This window comes from Mariniplasma anaerobium, assembly GCF_016865445.1.
Lineage (GTDB): Bacteria > Bacillota_I > Bacilli_A > Acholeplasmatales > Acholeplasmataceae > Mariniplasma > Mariniplasma anaerobium.
On record NZ_AP024412.1, the window covers coordinates 759617 to 775133 of the forward strand.

Below are 15517 nucleotides of genomic sequence, written 5' to 3' on the forward strand. Positions count from 1 at the left end.
ACTTCATATTAATGATATAATTTATAATATAAAAGTAATGGAGGATTAAAGATATGATTTTAGTAAGACATCACAATGAAGGACAATTAAAACCGTATTTTTATTTTGCACTAGAAGAATATTTGCTTACTGAAGTCCTAGAAGAAGGACAAACTTATTTTTTTACATGGGAAATCAATGGAGTCGTCATTGGGAAGAATCAAGTCATTGAAAATGAAGTTAATTTAGAGTATTTAAAAGAAAATAATATTGATGTTTATAGAAGACCAACAGGTGGTGGATGTGTCTATGCAGATCATAGAAACACAATGTTTTCTATTATCACAAAAAAACAAACTAACAATTTTAGCTTTAAAACTTATCTTTCAAAGATTATTGAATCAATGAAATTATTAGATGTAAACATTGAGTTTAGTGGAAGAAACGATCTTTTATTTGAAGGAAAGAAAATTTCAGGCAATGCGTTTTTACAAAATAAATATGGCATGCTTATGCATGGAACTTTTTTATATGATTGTGACTTAGAAACTATGGTAAGAGCAATCACACCATCAGATGAGAAATTAGTTAGTAAAGGTGTAGATAGTGTAAGATCTAGAGTTACAAATTTAAAACCATATTTAAATGGAATGACTCAAGAACAACTTATCAAACATTTTGAAAATACAATGACTTATCAAACATATGAACTAAGTGATCAAGAAGTTACAAAAATACAAAAAATGGCTGAAAAATACGAATCAAAATCATGGATATATAAAAAACAACCACCACATACTAAGACACTTAAAAAAAGAATTACAGGCGGACTAATCGAAGTTATGATTGATTTGCATGATGGAACTATAGAAAACTTTAAGATTTTAGGCGATTTTTTTGATACAAAACCATTAGAAAGTTTTGAAAAATTGTTTATTGGTCAAGAGTATACTAAAAAAACTATTGCAAAAATATTCGAGTTAGACAATATTGATGATTATATTCTAGATATCAAAAAAGATGAATTTATGGCTTTATTGAACGATGGAGTTCTAATAGATGAGTAAAAAGTGGATTAAATTGATTAAAAACACATAAAAGTTTGACTAGTTCTTCATTTATTTGTTAAAATAGATATAAGGTGAAAGGTGGTATTCATATGAAAAAAAACAAAGAATTAAGCCAAAAAGAAACAATCGAGGAAACCAAAGATACTGATAAATTGGAAACTTCAAAAAATAACGAAACCGAAATTAAAGAAGATTCTAAAAAAGAATCAAAAAAAGATAAGAAAAAAAAGAAGGCTGAAGAAAAAGCTAAAGCTAAAGAGGATTTGAAGAAACAAGAGGCTGAAGCTAAAGCAAAATCGAAGGAAAAAAAGGTTAAGCTTACTCCAGAAGAAAAAGCTAAAGCCAAAGAAGATGCGAAAAAACAAAAGGCTGAAGATAAAGTTAAAGCTAAAGAAGATAAAAAAAGACTTAAAGCTGAAAAAAAAGCAAGCGCCAAAGAAGCAAAAAGACTAAAAGATAGACCAAAATGGACTAAGAAATACTTTAGCAAGTTTTCTGGTAAAGAAAAAGGTGTATTTCAAAAATATGTAGATCAAGATTATAAAAATGCAATTTTGAGAGCTGAAAAATTATCAAGTATTGATAAAAAAGCATATAAAAAGCCAATACTTATTATGATTCCTGACGCTTTTAATAAATCCAGCAAAGTTCAATATCGCCTTGATAAAAAAGAAGATGGCACTGTAACTCAAATATATGATCAATCTTTATTAACAGCTTTATTCTTTGGGGAATCAACACTTTTCTATTATCAAGCAAATATAGATCATAGAAGTGGACAAATCGCATGTGATATTGCTGGGGAGTTTAATTATTTTGATGTTGTTCATATGGAAACTAAATTGAAATATGATAATCCTGATAAACCTAAATATTTAGCTTTAGAATTAGAAGTAGGGCTATCAGATGGCAGAATGATTCCTTTTCACTTAAGAAATCATCGCCTACATACTGACTATAAGCTTCCAGAAATGTTAACAAAAACAGAGCAACAAATTCTTGATTTATTCAAAACTAGAGTTAGACAAGAGAAATCCATGTAAATCGCTTTAATCAGGACATAAATTCTCTTAATTCATTGACAATTGTGTATTTATTTTGTATAATACCTTCGTTGAGGTGATATAATGAAAATTTTACTTAAAGAATTAAAAGAAAAAACCTCATTAGATTTTACTTATGACTTTCAAAATGAGATTAAAGAAATTGATGACATTCTTTCAATTAAACCAGCATCGATTCAAATCGATGTAAATATAATTGAAGAAGAAGTTGTTCTTGATTTCAATGTTGAAGTTGATATGGAATTAGCTTGCGCTAAAACCTTAAAACCTGTTTCTTACCACATGGATATTAGAGAAGAAGTTATCTTTGGTAAAGATGAAGATGCAGATTTTATGTTAACGGATTATATTGAGTTGAGTGATATCATATTTGGATACATTATAAGTGAAAAACCTTATACCATCTATCATCCAGATGCAAAAAAGATCTCTTTTGAAGAAGAAAAGAGTCCACATCCTGCATTTGCTGAATTAGATACGCTCTTGAAAAAATAGGAGGTGAACAGATGGCTGTTCCATTTAGAAGAACGGGTAAAACTGCGAAGAGAAAACGTCGTACACATTACAAATTGACTGCTCCTGCGTTAGTTGTTTGCCCACAAACTGGTGAATTCACGTTACCACACCGTGTTACACCAAACAGTGGTTATTACAAAGGTCAACAAGTATTAACCAAAAAAGAATCCAAAGAGGATTAAAGAAGGGTGCCGAAGGCACCTTTTTCTTTTTTTGAAAATTGACAAAATGATGAATTTCATATATAGTTTAACTAATATGTAAAATAAATGAAATGATGTGAACAAATGAAACATATAACAGTCTTATTAGATGAGGCAATCAAGCAATTAAATATCAAAGATAACGGCATTTATGTAGATGGTACATTAGGAGGGGCAGGACACTCTAAAAAGATCTTAGAACAGCTAAAAACTGGTTATTTATATGCATTTGATCAAGATGAATTTGCAATTGAATACGCAAGAGATGTATTAAAAGATTTTAATAATTTCAAAATTATTAAAAGTAATTTTAGACATCTAAAAAATAAGCTTAATGAAGAAGGAATCCAAAAAATTGATGGGTTACTACTTGATTTAGGTATGTCTAGTTTTCAAATTGATGATGATACTAGAGGATTTACATATTTAAAAGATGCTAAACTAGATATGAGAATGGATCAGTCTCAAAGTTTAACTGCAGAAGTCATAGTGAATACATACTCCAAAGATGAATTGGCTAAGTTATTTTTCATATATGGAGAAGAAAAAAACGGATTTAAAATAGCACAAAAAATTATAAATCAAAGACCATTATATACGACTATGGAACTTGTAAAAATAACAGATCAAGTTAACTATAAGGATAAGGGACATAGTGCTAAAAGAGTTTTTCAAGCACTAAGAATTGCAGTCAATCATGAACTAGGTGTACTTGAAGAAGTTTTAGAACAAGCACTTGATATGCTTAATCCTGGTGGAAGAATTGTAGTGATTACGTTCCACTCCTTAGAAGATAGAATTGTTAAACATTATTTTAAGGATAAATCTACATCACAGCTACCTAAAAACTTACCAGTTATGATTGATAAAAACATTAAACTTAAAGTGATTACTAAAAAACCAATTTATCCAACTGATGAAGAGCTAGAAAATAACTCAAGATCTCGATCAGCAAAAATGAGAGTAGCAGAAAGGATATAATGATGAAAATTGCATTAATTGCCCACGATAAAAAAAAGCCTGAAATGATCAGCTTTGTTAAAGAACATTTAAATATATTTAAAACTCATGAATTATATGCAACTGGTACAACAGGAGCATTACTTGTTGAACATACGGGATTAAATATCCATTTAAAAAAATCAGGACCTCTTGGAGGAGATCAAGAAATTGGATCTATGGTTGCTAATCAACTTATTGATATGATTATATTTTTTAGAGATCCACTTACAGCACAGCCTCATGAACCAGATGTTTCTGCTTTACTAAGACTAAGTGATCATTATGAAATCCCACTTGCAACTAACATTTCAACAGCTAAATTATTTATAGCTGCATTAGAGATATAAAAAAAAGGCAATTATGCCTTTTTTTATGCTTTATTTCTTCTTGTTTGCGGATACAATAATTCTAATATATTCTAAGTCTAGATCCTTAAATGCTTCATGTTCCATTAAGTAATCAAATATATCTGGACTATTAATCTCAGTGATTTCATTTGTTTGCTTATTCATTACATGAATATGACTATCTGCACTGTGCATTGGATTGTCCATTGCTAGATCATAATATTTTACATTATTGATATAAATTTCAACAACCATCTTGTGTTCCATAAGAAATTCAAGATTATTATATATTGTTGATACATTATAAAATCCGCGATTAGCTAATGCTTTTTGAATTTCTTTGAAGGTTAAATGCTTGTCTTCTAGAATTTCAATCATAGCTTTTCTTGAATTAGTAAGTCTTAAGCGTTCAGATCGTATTTTATTAAAATATCTTTCTTTTAAATCCATATCTATCGCTCTCCTTTAATCACGTTTCATATTTTTCTACATTTTTATTATATCAAGTAAGTATTTTATTTAAAAGTGAAACGCTCTTTATAAAGTTTTTATAAAAGAATGTTAATTATTTTTGATATATATGTGCATAGATAGAAGTATTTGAGACATTAAATATGGTATAATAATAAGGGTGAAATATATGAATATTATTTACGGTGGGTCTTTTAATCCACCAACTATTGCACATTTGCATATAATAATAACACTTCTAAAGACTTTTGAAAATTCAAAGGTTATTGTTTTGCCAGTGGGTAATGATTATAAAAAACCAGATTTAATAGATTTTAATCACCGATTTTTGATGTTAAAATTATTAATAGAGACTGAAAAAAAAGATATTGTTATTTCAGATCTAGAAAACCATAGTGGATATAGTGGTACATTAAAAGCTTTAGAAGATTTAAGCAAAACATATGAACAACTACATTTTGTTATTGGATCTGATCATCTTGAATCTTTAAAAACATGGATTTCATATCAAGACTTATTAGATAAATATCCTTTCATTGTGATGAATAGAAATCATTTTATGACTAAAGAACAAGCAGAAATGATGTTTAAAGATGTCAATCATAAGTTTATATTCATAGATTTTGATATGGACGTGTCTTCTTCAAAAATAAGAGAAGATATAGATAAAAATAAAAAATATTTAACAAATGAGGTTTATCAATATATAAAAAACCATAAATTATATGAGGTGTTATAATGTATAAACATGGATATATAAAAGTAGCCGCTGTAACTCCAAAGATTTCAGTAGGCGATATAGAATTCAATAAAAAACAAATTATTAAAGTTCTAGACAAGTCTAAAGCTAGTTTAACAGTATTTCCTGAACTTACTGTAACAGGTTATAGTTCAAGTGACCTTTTTTATCAAGGTTCATTTATTGAAGAAGCACTTGAAGCAATCAAATATATTAAAGAACATACTACATATAAAGGTATTTATATGCTAGGAGCACCACTTGATATTTATGGAGTTTTATATAATTGCGCAATTGTCATTCAAAATGATGAAGTTTTAGGTGTTGTACCTAAACATTACTTACCAAATCATCATGAGTTTTATGAAAAAAGATGGTTTCATTCAGGTAAAGATTCTGTGTTAACAAAAATCGATCTTTTTAATCAAAAAGTACCATTTGGTTACTTAATATTTGAAGATGTAGATAAACATATTAGATTTGGAATTGAAATTTGTCAAGATTTATGGGCAACTTACTCACCAAGTGATGATATGAGTCTTGCTGGAGCAAATATCATATTCAATTTATCAGCATCTAGTGAATACGTAGGCAAACAATCTTTAAGAAGACATGCAGTACTTGATCATTCTAGAAAACAAATGGCTGCCTACATTTATACAACATCAGGACATTATGAATCAAGTAGTGAAATTGTATACTCAAGTCATAAAGTGATTGCATCATTAGGTGAATTAGTTGCTGAAAGTCATGCTTTTACTGATGAAGAGACACATCTTTATGCAGATATTGATGTGATGGGCATCAATTATCAAAAGCGTCAAGATAGCACATATCGTGATATGCATTTGAAAAACGAAAATAAATATGAATATATTAAAATAGAAATTAATGAGTCAAAAAACTATACTTTTGAACAAGCTTTAAATCAAACGCCGTTTATATCTCCTTATAATTTAGATGAAGATATAAAAGTTGCAAATCATTTACAAATATTTGCATTGATCAAAAGATTAGAGTCTATTCCTAAATCAGCAAACAAAATTATATTAGGTATATCAGGCGGATTAGATTCAGCACTTGCTTTGTTAGTAAGTCATCAGGCAATGAAATATTTAAAGAGAGATCCAAAAGATATCATTGCTGTAACGATGCCTGCTTTTGTGACATCAAGTAAGTCGAAATCTTATGCATTAGAACTTATGGATAAACTTGGAGTAACTTCCATTGAAATTCCAATAAGCGAAGCAGTAGACTTGCATTTAAAATCTATAAATCATGAAGACAAAGATGTCACATATGAAAACACACAAGCAAGAATGAGAACGATGATTTTAATGAACCTAGCTAATAAGCATGGTGGATTCGTTTTAGGTACGGGTGACCTATCTGAAATTGCTTTAGGTTGGATGACTTATAATGGCGATCAAATGAGCATGTATGCAATCAATGCAGGCTTACCTAAAACATGGGTTAAGGTACTTATTGATTATCATGCAAAAAATGATTATAAGAATATATCTAAAGTTCTTAATCATATTTTAGAAGCACCTATTACACCAGAATTAAAAGAAGATCAAGATACTGAAATAACAATTGGAAGATATGATATCAACGACTTTATGCTATTTCATCATTTAATCAATGGAGCAAGCGAAGATAAAATTAAATGGTTGGTTAAAAAAGCATTCGAATTAGATAATGATTCACTAGAAACATATGTAAATCGCTTTTTTAAGCGTTTTTACACACAACAGTTTAAGAGACAAACACTTCCAGAAGGACCAAAAATATTAGGAATTAGTCTTTCGCCTCGTGGAGAATATAGAATGCCTAGTGATGTAAAAAGAAAGTGATGTTATGAATAAAAATAAGAAAGTTATAATTGGATTAAGCGGAGGCGTAGATAGCAGTGTAGCTGCATATTTACTCTTAAAAGACGGCTATGATGTAGAAGCCGTTTTTATGCGTAATTGGGACAGTGCAACCAATAGTGATTTAAAAGGAAATCCAACAAGATATGATGAAGTTTGTGAACAAGAAAAAGATTATCAAGATGCATTAGAAGTTGCTAATAAATTAGGTATTAAATTGCATAAAGTTGATTTCATTGATGATTATTGGGATAGAGTATTCACGTATTTTTTAGATGAATATAAAAAAAATAGAACACCAAATCCAGATGTTTTATGTAATAATGAAATTAAGTTTAAGGCATTTGTTGATTACGTTAAAAAATTTGATGCAGATTATATTGCAATGGGTCATTATGCACAAGTAGATCTTAGTGGTGATTATCCTAAACTGATAAGAGCTTATGATGATAACAAAGATCAAACATATTTCTTATCACAATTAAGAGAAGATCAATTAAAAAATGTTATATTTCCTATAGGTGATATTGATAAAAAAGAAGTTAGAAGAATTGCACTTGAGCAAAATCTAGCAACTGCTAAGAAAAAAGATTCTACAGGTATCTGTTTTATTGGAGAAAGACATTTTAATGAATTTTTAAGTAATTATTTGCCAGCAATGCCTGGTGAAATGAAAAAACTTGATGGTACATATATGAAAAATCATCAAGGTCTTATGAATTATACGATTGGTCAAAGAAAGGGATTAGGCATTGGTGGAACTAAAGAAGATAGTGGAGCTTGGTATGTTGTAGGTAAAGACTTAACAACAAACACATTATATGTCGAACCTGATTTCAATCATCCACATTTATTTAGTGATGAAGCAATCATTACAGATGTCATTTGGCGTGGTCCCAAAATAAGTGGTAAGATGACTGCTAAATTTAGATATCGTCAAAAAGATCACGATGTAGAAGTCACTTGGATTGATGAACATACGATTAATGTTAAATATCCTCAAAAAGTTCGAGCAGTCACACCAGGTCAAGTGTGTGCGTTTTATCAAAAAGAAGTATGTGTAGGCTCTGGTTTTATATCAGAAGTCTTTATGGATAAAAAGAAAAGATTATACAGTTAAAAGGAACTATGTTCCTTTTTTAATAGGTAAAAAGATGGTATAATTTTAAAAGTAGATAGCATTTATGGAGGTCACATGGACAAAGTCATTGGTAAGATCAAAAATTATGTTTTTCATAATGAAGAAAATAGTTATTCAATAGCTCGTTTAATTACTTTAGATGATCAATTAGTTACAATCGTTGGATATTTTCCTAAAATTAGTGAAGATGTCATCTATGAGTTCATGGGAACTTGGGTTAAACATCAAACTTATGGAGAACAATTAAAAGTTGAATCATTTAAAAAAACTGAAAAGCAATCAGCAAACGGCTTGATTAGTTATTTATCAAGTTCTTTTTTTACGGGTATTGGACCAAAGACAGCAGAAAAAATGGTTGAGACTTTTGGCTTAGACGTTATTCAAAAAGTGCAAGACAATCCAGCTATATTAAAAGAAATAGGTCTTAAAAAAATAAGAATCGTTAAATTTCATCAACAACTTATAGAAAATCAAACCAATGAACATATTTTAGTTCGTCTATATAGTTATAATTTATCTGGAAGACTCGCAATGAAATTATTAAATAAATATCAATCACTGACAATTGATAAATTAGAAGAAAATCCTTATCGTTTAATTGATGATATTGATGGAATTGGATTTATTAAAGCAGATGAGATTGCGCATAAATTAGGAATTGAAGCACACGATATCAGAAGAATTAAAGCGGCAATTCTTTATGCATTAGAGCATATTGCATATCAGAATGGTGATTTATATTTAACATTAGAACAATTAACAAAAGAAACTATTGGTGTTTTACAAACTGATATTGATCTTGATGAAGGTATAAAAACTTTATTAGAAGAAAATAGAATCATCATAGAAGAAAATCGCTATTATTTGACCATGTCTTATTTTACTGAGACTAAACTAGCAGAAAAAATAACAAAATTAAATGACAAATCAGAATTTAATGTTGATTTAAATTATGTTAAAACACTTATCGATAGAATTGAAATGACAAAAGATATCGATTATACAGATATTCAAAAAGAAGCTATATCCACTGCCTTAACACATAAGCTATCTATTATTACAGGTGGTCCTGGTACAGGAAAAACTACGATCATTGACGGCCTATTAGAGGTATACAAAATATATAATAAATTAAATTTCGATCATCCTGATATTTATGAAAAAATTGCTTGTCTTGCACCTACAGGAAGAGCTGCAAAACGCATGAGTGAGCTACTTCACGTTAAAACATCAACCATCCATAGACACCTAGGTTATAATTATGATGGCATGTTTTCATATGATGAATCTCATTTGTTACCTCAAGATTTAATTATAGTAGATGAGTCATCAATGATTGATATTTTTCTTGCTAGCAGATTATTTGAAGCGATAAAAGATCAAGCACAAATCATTATTGTTGGTGATGTTGATCAATTACCTTCAGTTGGTCCTGGTCAAGTATTATCAGATCTAATTGAGTCCAATCAAATAAAAGTTGTTAAATTAGATCAAATCCATAGACAAGCTAAAGATTCTCATATTATTTCTTTGGCAAGTTCAGTCAATCATCAAAATCTATCATATGATGATCTTCAAAGTGGTAATGATGTTTATTTATATCATGCAGATCAACAAAAAATACAAAATACAATTATCAATCAAGTTCAAGGAGCTCTTGACAAAGGATATTCAATGATTGATGATATTCAAATATTAGTTCCAATGTATAAAGGTGAACTTGGTATAGATCGATTTAATCAAATTTTGCAAGATAAATTTAATGTACATAAAACTAAAAGCATTACATTTAAAGATAAAACATATTATGAAGGCGATAAAGTCATTCAACTAGTCAATGATCCTAAGAGATTTATTATGAACGGTGATATCGGGATTATTAAATCCATTGAAGTAAATAGTGACAACGAAAAATTCTTAGTTGTTACATTTGATGATAATGAAGTGCTTTATGAACGTGCAGATTTAGATGAACTGAATCTAGCATATGCTATTTCAATTCATAAGTCTCAAGGTAGTGAATATAAGATAGTTATGATTCCTATGGTTAGAAATTATATTCATATGTTAAAAAAAGAATTAATATATACAGCAATCACAAGAGCTAAACAATATTTAATTTTATTAGGTGATATGAAATTGTTAATTTATGCGGCAAATCATTTATCTAATAAGCGACAAACTACATTAGCACTTAGACTAAATAGTGATACTCAAGTAGAAGAAATTGACAAAGACAATATATCTCCTTACGATTTCATGTAACAATTTTTCAATTGAAAAAAAGAAAAATACGTGTTATTATATTTGTGTATTATAAAATATATAAACTGGTGACATGATGAGCATACTTGAATTATTATCAAAAACAATGAAAGAACCCATCCCATTTGGGTCATTATCAGATGGATGGTTTCACTATCTTTCTTTAATATTTGTGATTTTTTGCACGTATATATTCACAAGATATTTAAAGCATAAAAATCAAAAACAAATACAAAAATACCTTTTAATTTTTGCAATCATATTAATAACATTTGAAATCTATAAGCAAGTGATATATTCATATAGTAATGCGTGGCATTACAGATGGTATGCTTTTCCATTTCAATTTTGTTCTATTCCTATGTATGTAGCTTTAATAACGGGTTTAACTAAAAAGAAAGCAGTATATGAAGCAGGAATATCATTTCTTGCAACATATGGCCTATTTGCAGGATTAGCAGTTATGCTCCACCCAGGTGATGTGTTTGTAGATACAATAGGTATAAACATACAAACCATGATACATCATGGAGGTATTGCTATAGTTGGATTTAGTTTGCTTTTTTCTAAACAAGTCTCTTATAAGATAAATACTTTAATAAAAGCATCCGTTGTGTTTTCTATTGTAGTTTTAATCGCAATTCTTTTAAACGCAATATTTAATACATGGATAAATGATGGCACCTTTAATATGTTTTTTATTAATCCTAAATTTACCAGTAACATTCCGATACTTTTTGATATTCAGCCACATGTAAATGCAGTTGTATTTAATTTGATCTATTATTTTGGATTTACTCTAGTAGCTTTAATTGTATTCAAAATAAATACGAGTTTCATATATATCTATGAAAAGAAAAAACCATTAAAAGAGCAACAACTTCAAAAATCAAAAGCATAAAAAAACATCATATCAAATCGATATGATGTTTTTTTTACTATCTAAGTGTTTCACCACTTTTAATTTTTTTATTCTCAAATACATGAGATTTAAAAACTCTACAATTTCTACCAATGGTAGTTTCTTCAGGTATAATCGTTCTTTTTTCAATAACTGTAATACCAGAAGATAATAAATCTGGTTTTTCAATATTAGCTGTAAAATCATCTCCATAGCCTATATAAGAATCTCTTCCTATAACGACTCTTTTATCAATGATACTCTTTTGAATGGTTACATTGTTTCCAATGATTACATTATTTAAGATTATGCTGTCTTTCACAACGCTACCTTTTCCAACTCTAACACCAGGACTAATAACTGAATTAATAACTGTACCTTCAATAACAGAACCATTAGAAACCAGTGATGTTTCAATTTTAGCATCACTACCCACTTTTACTGGAGGTAAATCTTCACTTTTTGTAAAGACTTTCCAGGTTGGATCATATAAATCAAGTGCAGTAAAATCTTTAGTCATTTGGAGATTTGTTTCCCAATAAGAATCGTATGTGCCTACATCCATCCAATAATCTTTAAATTGATAAGCATATACTTCATGTTTAGTGGTTTCTATAAGATAAGGGATGATGTGTTTTCCAAAGTCTAAATCATCACGTTTAATATTTAGTAAAACTCTTTCTAAAAGTTCGTAATCGAATAAATAAATACCCATTGATGCTAAATTAGAATCAGAAGTTTTAGGTTTTTCTTCAAATTTAATTATTTCATCAGTTTCATCAATTGACATAATTCCAAAACGCTTAACTTCACTTGGGTCTACAGGTTGAGTTGCAATGGTTAAGCTTGCATTGTTTTCCTTATGGAAAGCTATCATTTTTCTATAATCCATCTTATAGATGTGATCACCTGAAAGAATAAGTACATACTTTGGAGTTCTTCTTTGTATAAACTCTAAATTTTTTAAAACAGCATCAGCAGTACCTAAATACCAGTAATTATGAGGTTGTAATAAAGTAACTGAAGAATCTCTTCTATCTAAATCCCAAGCTTTTCCACCACCAATATGTTCATTTAGTGAAAGTGGTAAGTATTGAGTCAAGATGCCTATATCATATAAATTTGATTGAGTACAATTTGATAGAGCAAAGTCAATAATTCTAAATTTACCAGCAAAAGGCATCGCTGGTTTTGATCGTCTTTCTGATAAAATATCTAGTCTAGATCCTTTGCCGCCTGCAAGTATTAAAGTTAAAGTTTCCATAAATTACACTCCTAGTATGATTTGATATAAATTTTCATATGATAAAGCCATTTGTTTTAGGCTATAGTCTTTGTCCATTGCTTGTTTCATTAGTTTTTTAAAAATAGGTAAGTTGTCTTTGTATAATTGAATACTCTCAAATAGTTTTTCTTTTAATTCATAACCGTCATAATTTCTAAATGTGAATCCAGTGCCTGTATCTGTATATTTATTATAAGGCTCTACGGTATCTTTTAGTCCACCAGTTTCTCTTACGATAGGTAGCGCACCATAGCGCATTGCAATCAATTGACCTAAGCCACAAGGTTCAAATCTACTTGGCATCATAAATAAATCGCTAGAAGCGTATAATTTATGAGCAAGTTCTTCATTAAAGCCTATAAAGTTTGAGACACGTTTAGGAAATTTAAAAGATAGGTATTTAAAGAAACTTTCATAAGAATCATTTCCTGAACCCATTAAGATAAATCTTGCATCTGTATATGCAATAACTTCCTCTAAAACTTCAGTGAATAGATTAATTCCTTTTTGAGTTGCAAGTCTACCAACATAAGTTACCAAAGGTTTATTGATATCAACATCTAAATTAAAATGATTTAATATATGTTCTTTATTTTTTTGTTTCATAGAAAAGAAATTGCGCTTATCATAATTGTACTCAATTAAATGATCTGTTTTTGGATTAAAAACTTCATTATCTATTCCATTTAGAATTCCAACTAAATCATCTTTTCTAAAATTAAGTGCACCATCTAAAGTGAACCCGAATTCCTGTGACAAGATTTCATTTCTATATGTTGGAGATACTGTGTTGATTTTAGTAGCTCTTTCTATCCCTGCTTTTAAAAAGTTAACACGATCAAAGTGAATATATGTATAGTTAAAATCAGTATTAAAAAATCTTGCTACATATGGATCAAAAGAACCTTGATATTCTAAATTGTGAATTGTAAGCAAAGTATGTATTGAAAAATAGCCATCATTAATTTGTCTATAGTGTTCATCTAATAAATAGGGAACCATACCTGTTTGCCAATCATTTAAGTGTAGAAGATTAGGATAGAAGTCTAATAATTCAATAGCTTCTAGTATAGAGTAACTAAAACAAGAGAAGCGTTCAGCATCATCATTATATCCATATAGATGATCACGTTCAAAATAATGCATGTTCTGAACAAAAATAAAACTCATTTCTTGATAAATAAGTTCATAAAAATGAACAATGGTTTCAATACCACCCATTGTAATAGTTTTTGTACCTTTATAAGTCATATCTTTGTGATGTTTTGAGATATTTTTATAATAAGGCGTTATGACAGTCACTTCATGACCAATTTTTTTAAGTGATTTAGGTAAAAATAAAGCCATATCAGCTAAACCACCAGTTTTGCTGAATGGGAATACTTCTGAACTGGCGAATAAAATCTTCATTAAGATTGCCTCCAATCGCTTCATATAATATTATTATACATGATGATAGCGTTTTTATCAACAAATAATAACCTTAATTTAGGTTAAAATTGAAGTTGTTATAAATAATATGATATACTTTATTTTAGGAGCTGATGTTTGTGAAAAAAGAAAAATCATGCGGTTGTATTATATATAAATATAGCCAAAATAAGAGGTTGTTTTTATTGATTCATCAAAAACATGGCGATTATATTGGTTTTCCAAAAGGTCATGTAGAATTAAATGAAAACGAAATAGAAACAGCATTAAGAGAAGTTAAAGAAGAAACTAATCTTGACGTTTTTATTTTTGATGATATTAATGCTACTGATAAGTATATGATTGATGGAAAAATAGATAAAGAAGTTGTTTATTTTTTAGCAACTCCTACTTCATCTATATTAAGTAAACAAGACAAAGAAATAGCTAAATTATTATGGGTTGAAGAAAATCAAATTATAAATCATCTTTCGTATCAACATGGTAAGGATGTATTTTTAAATATAATTAAACAATTTCAAACTCATGTAGAATATCAACTTGATATTAATTTAGTTAGTTACTTATATGAGACAATTCTTCCAATATATAAGCAATTTGATAAAGCTCATCAAAACGACCATGTTCACCAAGTTTTAAAAACATCATTAGAAATTGCTTCAACTATTATGAACATAAGACTAGATTTAGTTTATGTTATCGCTTTTTATCACGATATAGGAAATTTGTATGGTAGAGATTTTCATCATATAACAGGTGGTAAATATTTAGAAGAAGATGACATGATAAATAAATACTTTGCTAAATCAGATATAAAAATCATGAAAGAAGCTATAGAAGATCACCGTGCTTCACATGAACAGGAACCTAGATCAATTTACGGTAAAATCATTGCTGAAGCTGACAGAGATATTATTCCAGAAATTATTATTTCAAGAACTGTTTTATTTGGTTTATCTCATTATCCAAACATTTCAAAAGAAGAACATATAAAAAGATCATATGATCATCTACAAGAAAAATATGGAAGAAATGGTTATCTAAAACTATGGCTTGATTCAAAGAAAAATGTTGAAGGATTAAAGAGATTAAGAGATTTATTGGATGATGAAATAAGAATCAAGCAAATAATCATAAAAGATTATGAAAAATATACAAAAAATACAAAAAAAGCATGCTAATGTAAGCGCTTTTGTGTTATCATGATATTGTAGAAATAATCAAAAACC

The 15517-nt window shown here is 28.7% G+C and carries 15 protein-coding genes; 12 read left to right on the forward strand and 3 right to left on the reverse strand.

From position 1 onward, the window contains the following. Nucleotides 1-53: 53 nt before the first annotated feature. The 6 genes from MPAN_RS03660 (at nt 54) to mgsA (ending at nt 4181) form a co-directional block, all read left to right on the forward strand. Nucleotides 54-1046 carry a lipoate--protein ligase gene (locus MPAN_RS03660; RefSeq protein WP_176238662.1) on the forward strand — a complete coding sequence of 331 codons (993 nt, stop codon included), beginning with the start codon at nt 54-56 and terminating at the stop codon, nt 1044-1046. Nucleotides 1047-1138: 92 nt separating this feature from the next. Beyond that, nucleotides 1139-2092: a hypothetical protein gene (locus MPAN_RS03665; protein ID WP_176238663.1), complete on the forward strand. Its 954-nt coding sequence runs from the start codon at nt 1139-1141 to the stop codon at nt 2090-2092. A gap of 84 nt (nt 2093-2176) precedes the next feature. Next, nucleotides 2177-2608, forward strand: coding sequence for a YceD family protein (locus MPAN_RS03670; protein WP_176238664.1), 432 nt, complete (start codon nt 2177-2179; stop codon nt 2606-2608). Between the two features lie 11 nt (nt 2609-2619). Beyond that, the gene (gene rpmF, locus MPAN_RS03675) at nt 2620-2811 is read left to right on the forward strand and encodes a 50S ribosomal protein L32 (RefSeq protein WP_176238665.1); all 192 of its coding nucleotides are present in this window, start codon (nt 2620-2622) and stop codon (nt 2809-2811) included. A gap of 105 nt (nt 2812-2916) precedes the next feature. Beyond that, entirely contained in the window at nt 2917-3813 is an 897-nt protein-coding gene (rsmH, locus tag MPAN_RS03680) for a 16S rRNA (cytosine(1402)-N(4))-methyltransferase RsmH (RefSeq protein ID WP_176238666.1), read from the forward strand. A gap of 2 nt (nt 3814-3815) precedes the next feature. Next, nucleotides 3816-4181, forward strand: a complete 366-nt coding sequence (mgsA, locus tag MPAN_RS03685; RefSeq protein WP_176238667.1) for a methylglyoxal synthase — start codon at nt 3816-3818, stop codon at nt 4179-4181. Nucleotides 4182-4211: 30 nt separating this feature from the next. Here the strand turns inward: mgsA and MPAN_RS03690 are convergent, their stop codons facing one another. After that, nucleotides 4212-4631 (reverse strand): Fur family transcriptional regulator, encoded by a 420-nt coding sequence (locus MPAN_RS03690; RefSeq protein ID WP_176238668.1) that lies wholly within the window; start codon nt 4629-4631, stop codon nt 4212-4214. Between the two features lie 190 nt (nt 4632-4821). Between MPAN_RS03690 and nadD the strand changes: the two genes are divergently transcribed. From nadD to MPAN_RS03715, 5 genes are all read left to right on the forward strand, one after another. Further along, a complete protein-coding gene (gene nadD, locus MPAN_RS03695; protein ID WP_176238669.1) occupies nt 4822-5391 on the forward strand; it encodes a nicotinate (nicotinamide) nucleotide adenylyltransferase in 570 nt (189 codons plus the stop codon). Continuing rightward, nucleotides 5391-7247: an NAD(+) synthase gene (locus tag MPAN_RS03700; RefSeq protein WP_176238670.1), complete on the forward strand. Its 1857-nt coding sequence runs from the start codon at nt 5391-5393 to the stop codon at nt 7245-7247. Before nadD ends, MPAN_RS03700 begins: the two co-directional genes overlap by 1 nt. A 4-nt stretch (nt 7248-7251) precedes the next feature. Next, the gene (gene mnmA / locus MPAN_RS03705) at nt 7252-8385 is read left to right on the forward strand and encodes a tRNA 2-thiouridine(34) synthase MnmA (RefSeq protein WP_176238671.1); all 1134 of its coding nucleotides are present in this window, start codon (nt 7252-7254) and stop codon (nt 8383-8385) included. 75 nt (nt 8386-8460) lie between these two features. Beyond that, complete coding sequence (gene recD2, locus MPAN_RS03710; RefSeq protein ID WP_176238672.1) at nt 8461-10671, forward strand: SF1B family DNA helicase RecD2; 2211 nt, start codon at nt 8461-8463, stop codon at nt 10669-10671. 76 nt (nt 10672-10747) lie between these two features. After that, entirely contained in the window at nt 10748-11572 is an 825-nt protein-coding gene (locus tag MPAN_RS03715; protein WP_176238673.1) for a YwaF family protein, read from the forward strand. Between the two features lie 37 nt (nt 11573-11609). Here the strand turns inward: MPAN_RS03715 and MPAN_RS03720 are convergent, their stop codons facing one another. Together MPAN_RS03720 and MPAN_RS03725 are read right to left on the reverse strand one after the other, a co-directional pair. After that, on the reverse strand, nt 11610-12836 hold the full coding sequence (locus tag MPAN_RS03720) for a glucose-1-phosphate adenylyltransferase (RefSeq protein ID WP_176238674.1): 1227 nt from the start codon (nt 12834-12836) through the stop codon (nt 11610-11612). A 3-nt stretch (nt 12837-12839) separates the two neighbouring features. After that, nucleotides 12840-14267, reverse strand: a complete 1428-nt coding sequence (locus tag MPAN_RS03725) for a glycogen synthase (RefSeq protein ID WP_176238675.1) — start codon at nt 14265-14267, stop codon at nt 12840-12842. Between the two features lie 140 nt (nt 14268-14407). Here MPAN_RS03725 and MPAN_RS03730 point away from each other — a divergent pair, with 140 nt between their 5' ends. Beyond that, nucleotides 14408-15469: an NUDIX domain-containing protein gene (locus MPAN_RS03730; RefSeq protein WP_231756813.1), complete on the forward strand. Its 1062-nt coding sequence runs from the start codon at nt 14408-14410 to the stop codon at nt 15467-15469. The last annotated feature ends 48 nt before the right edge of the window (nt 15470-15517 follow it).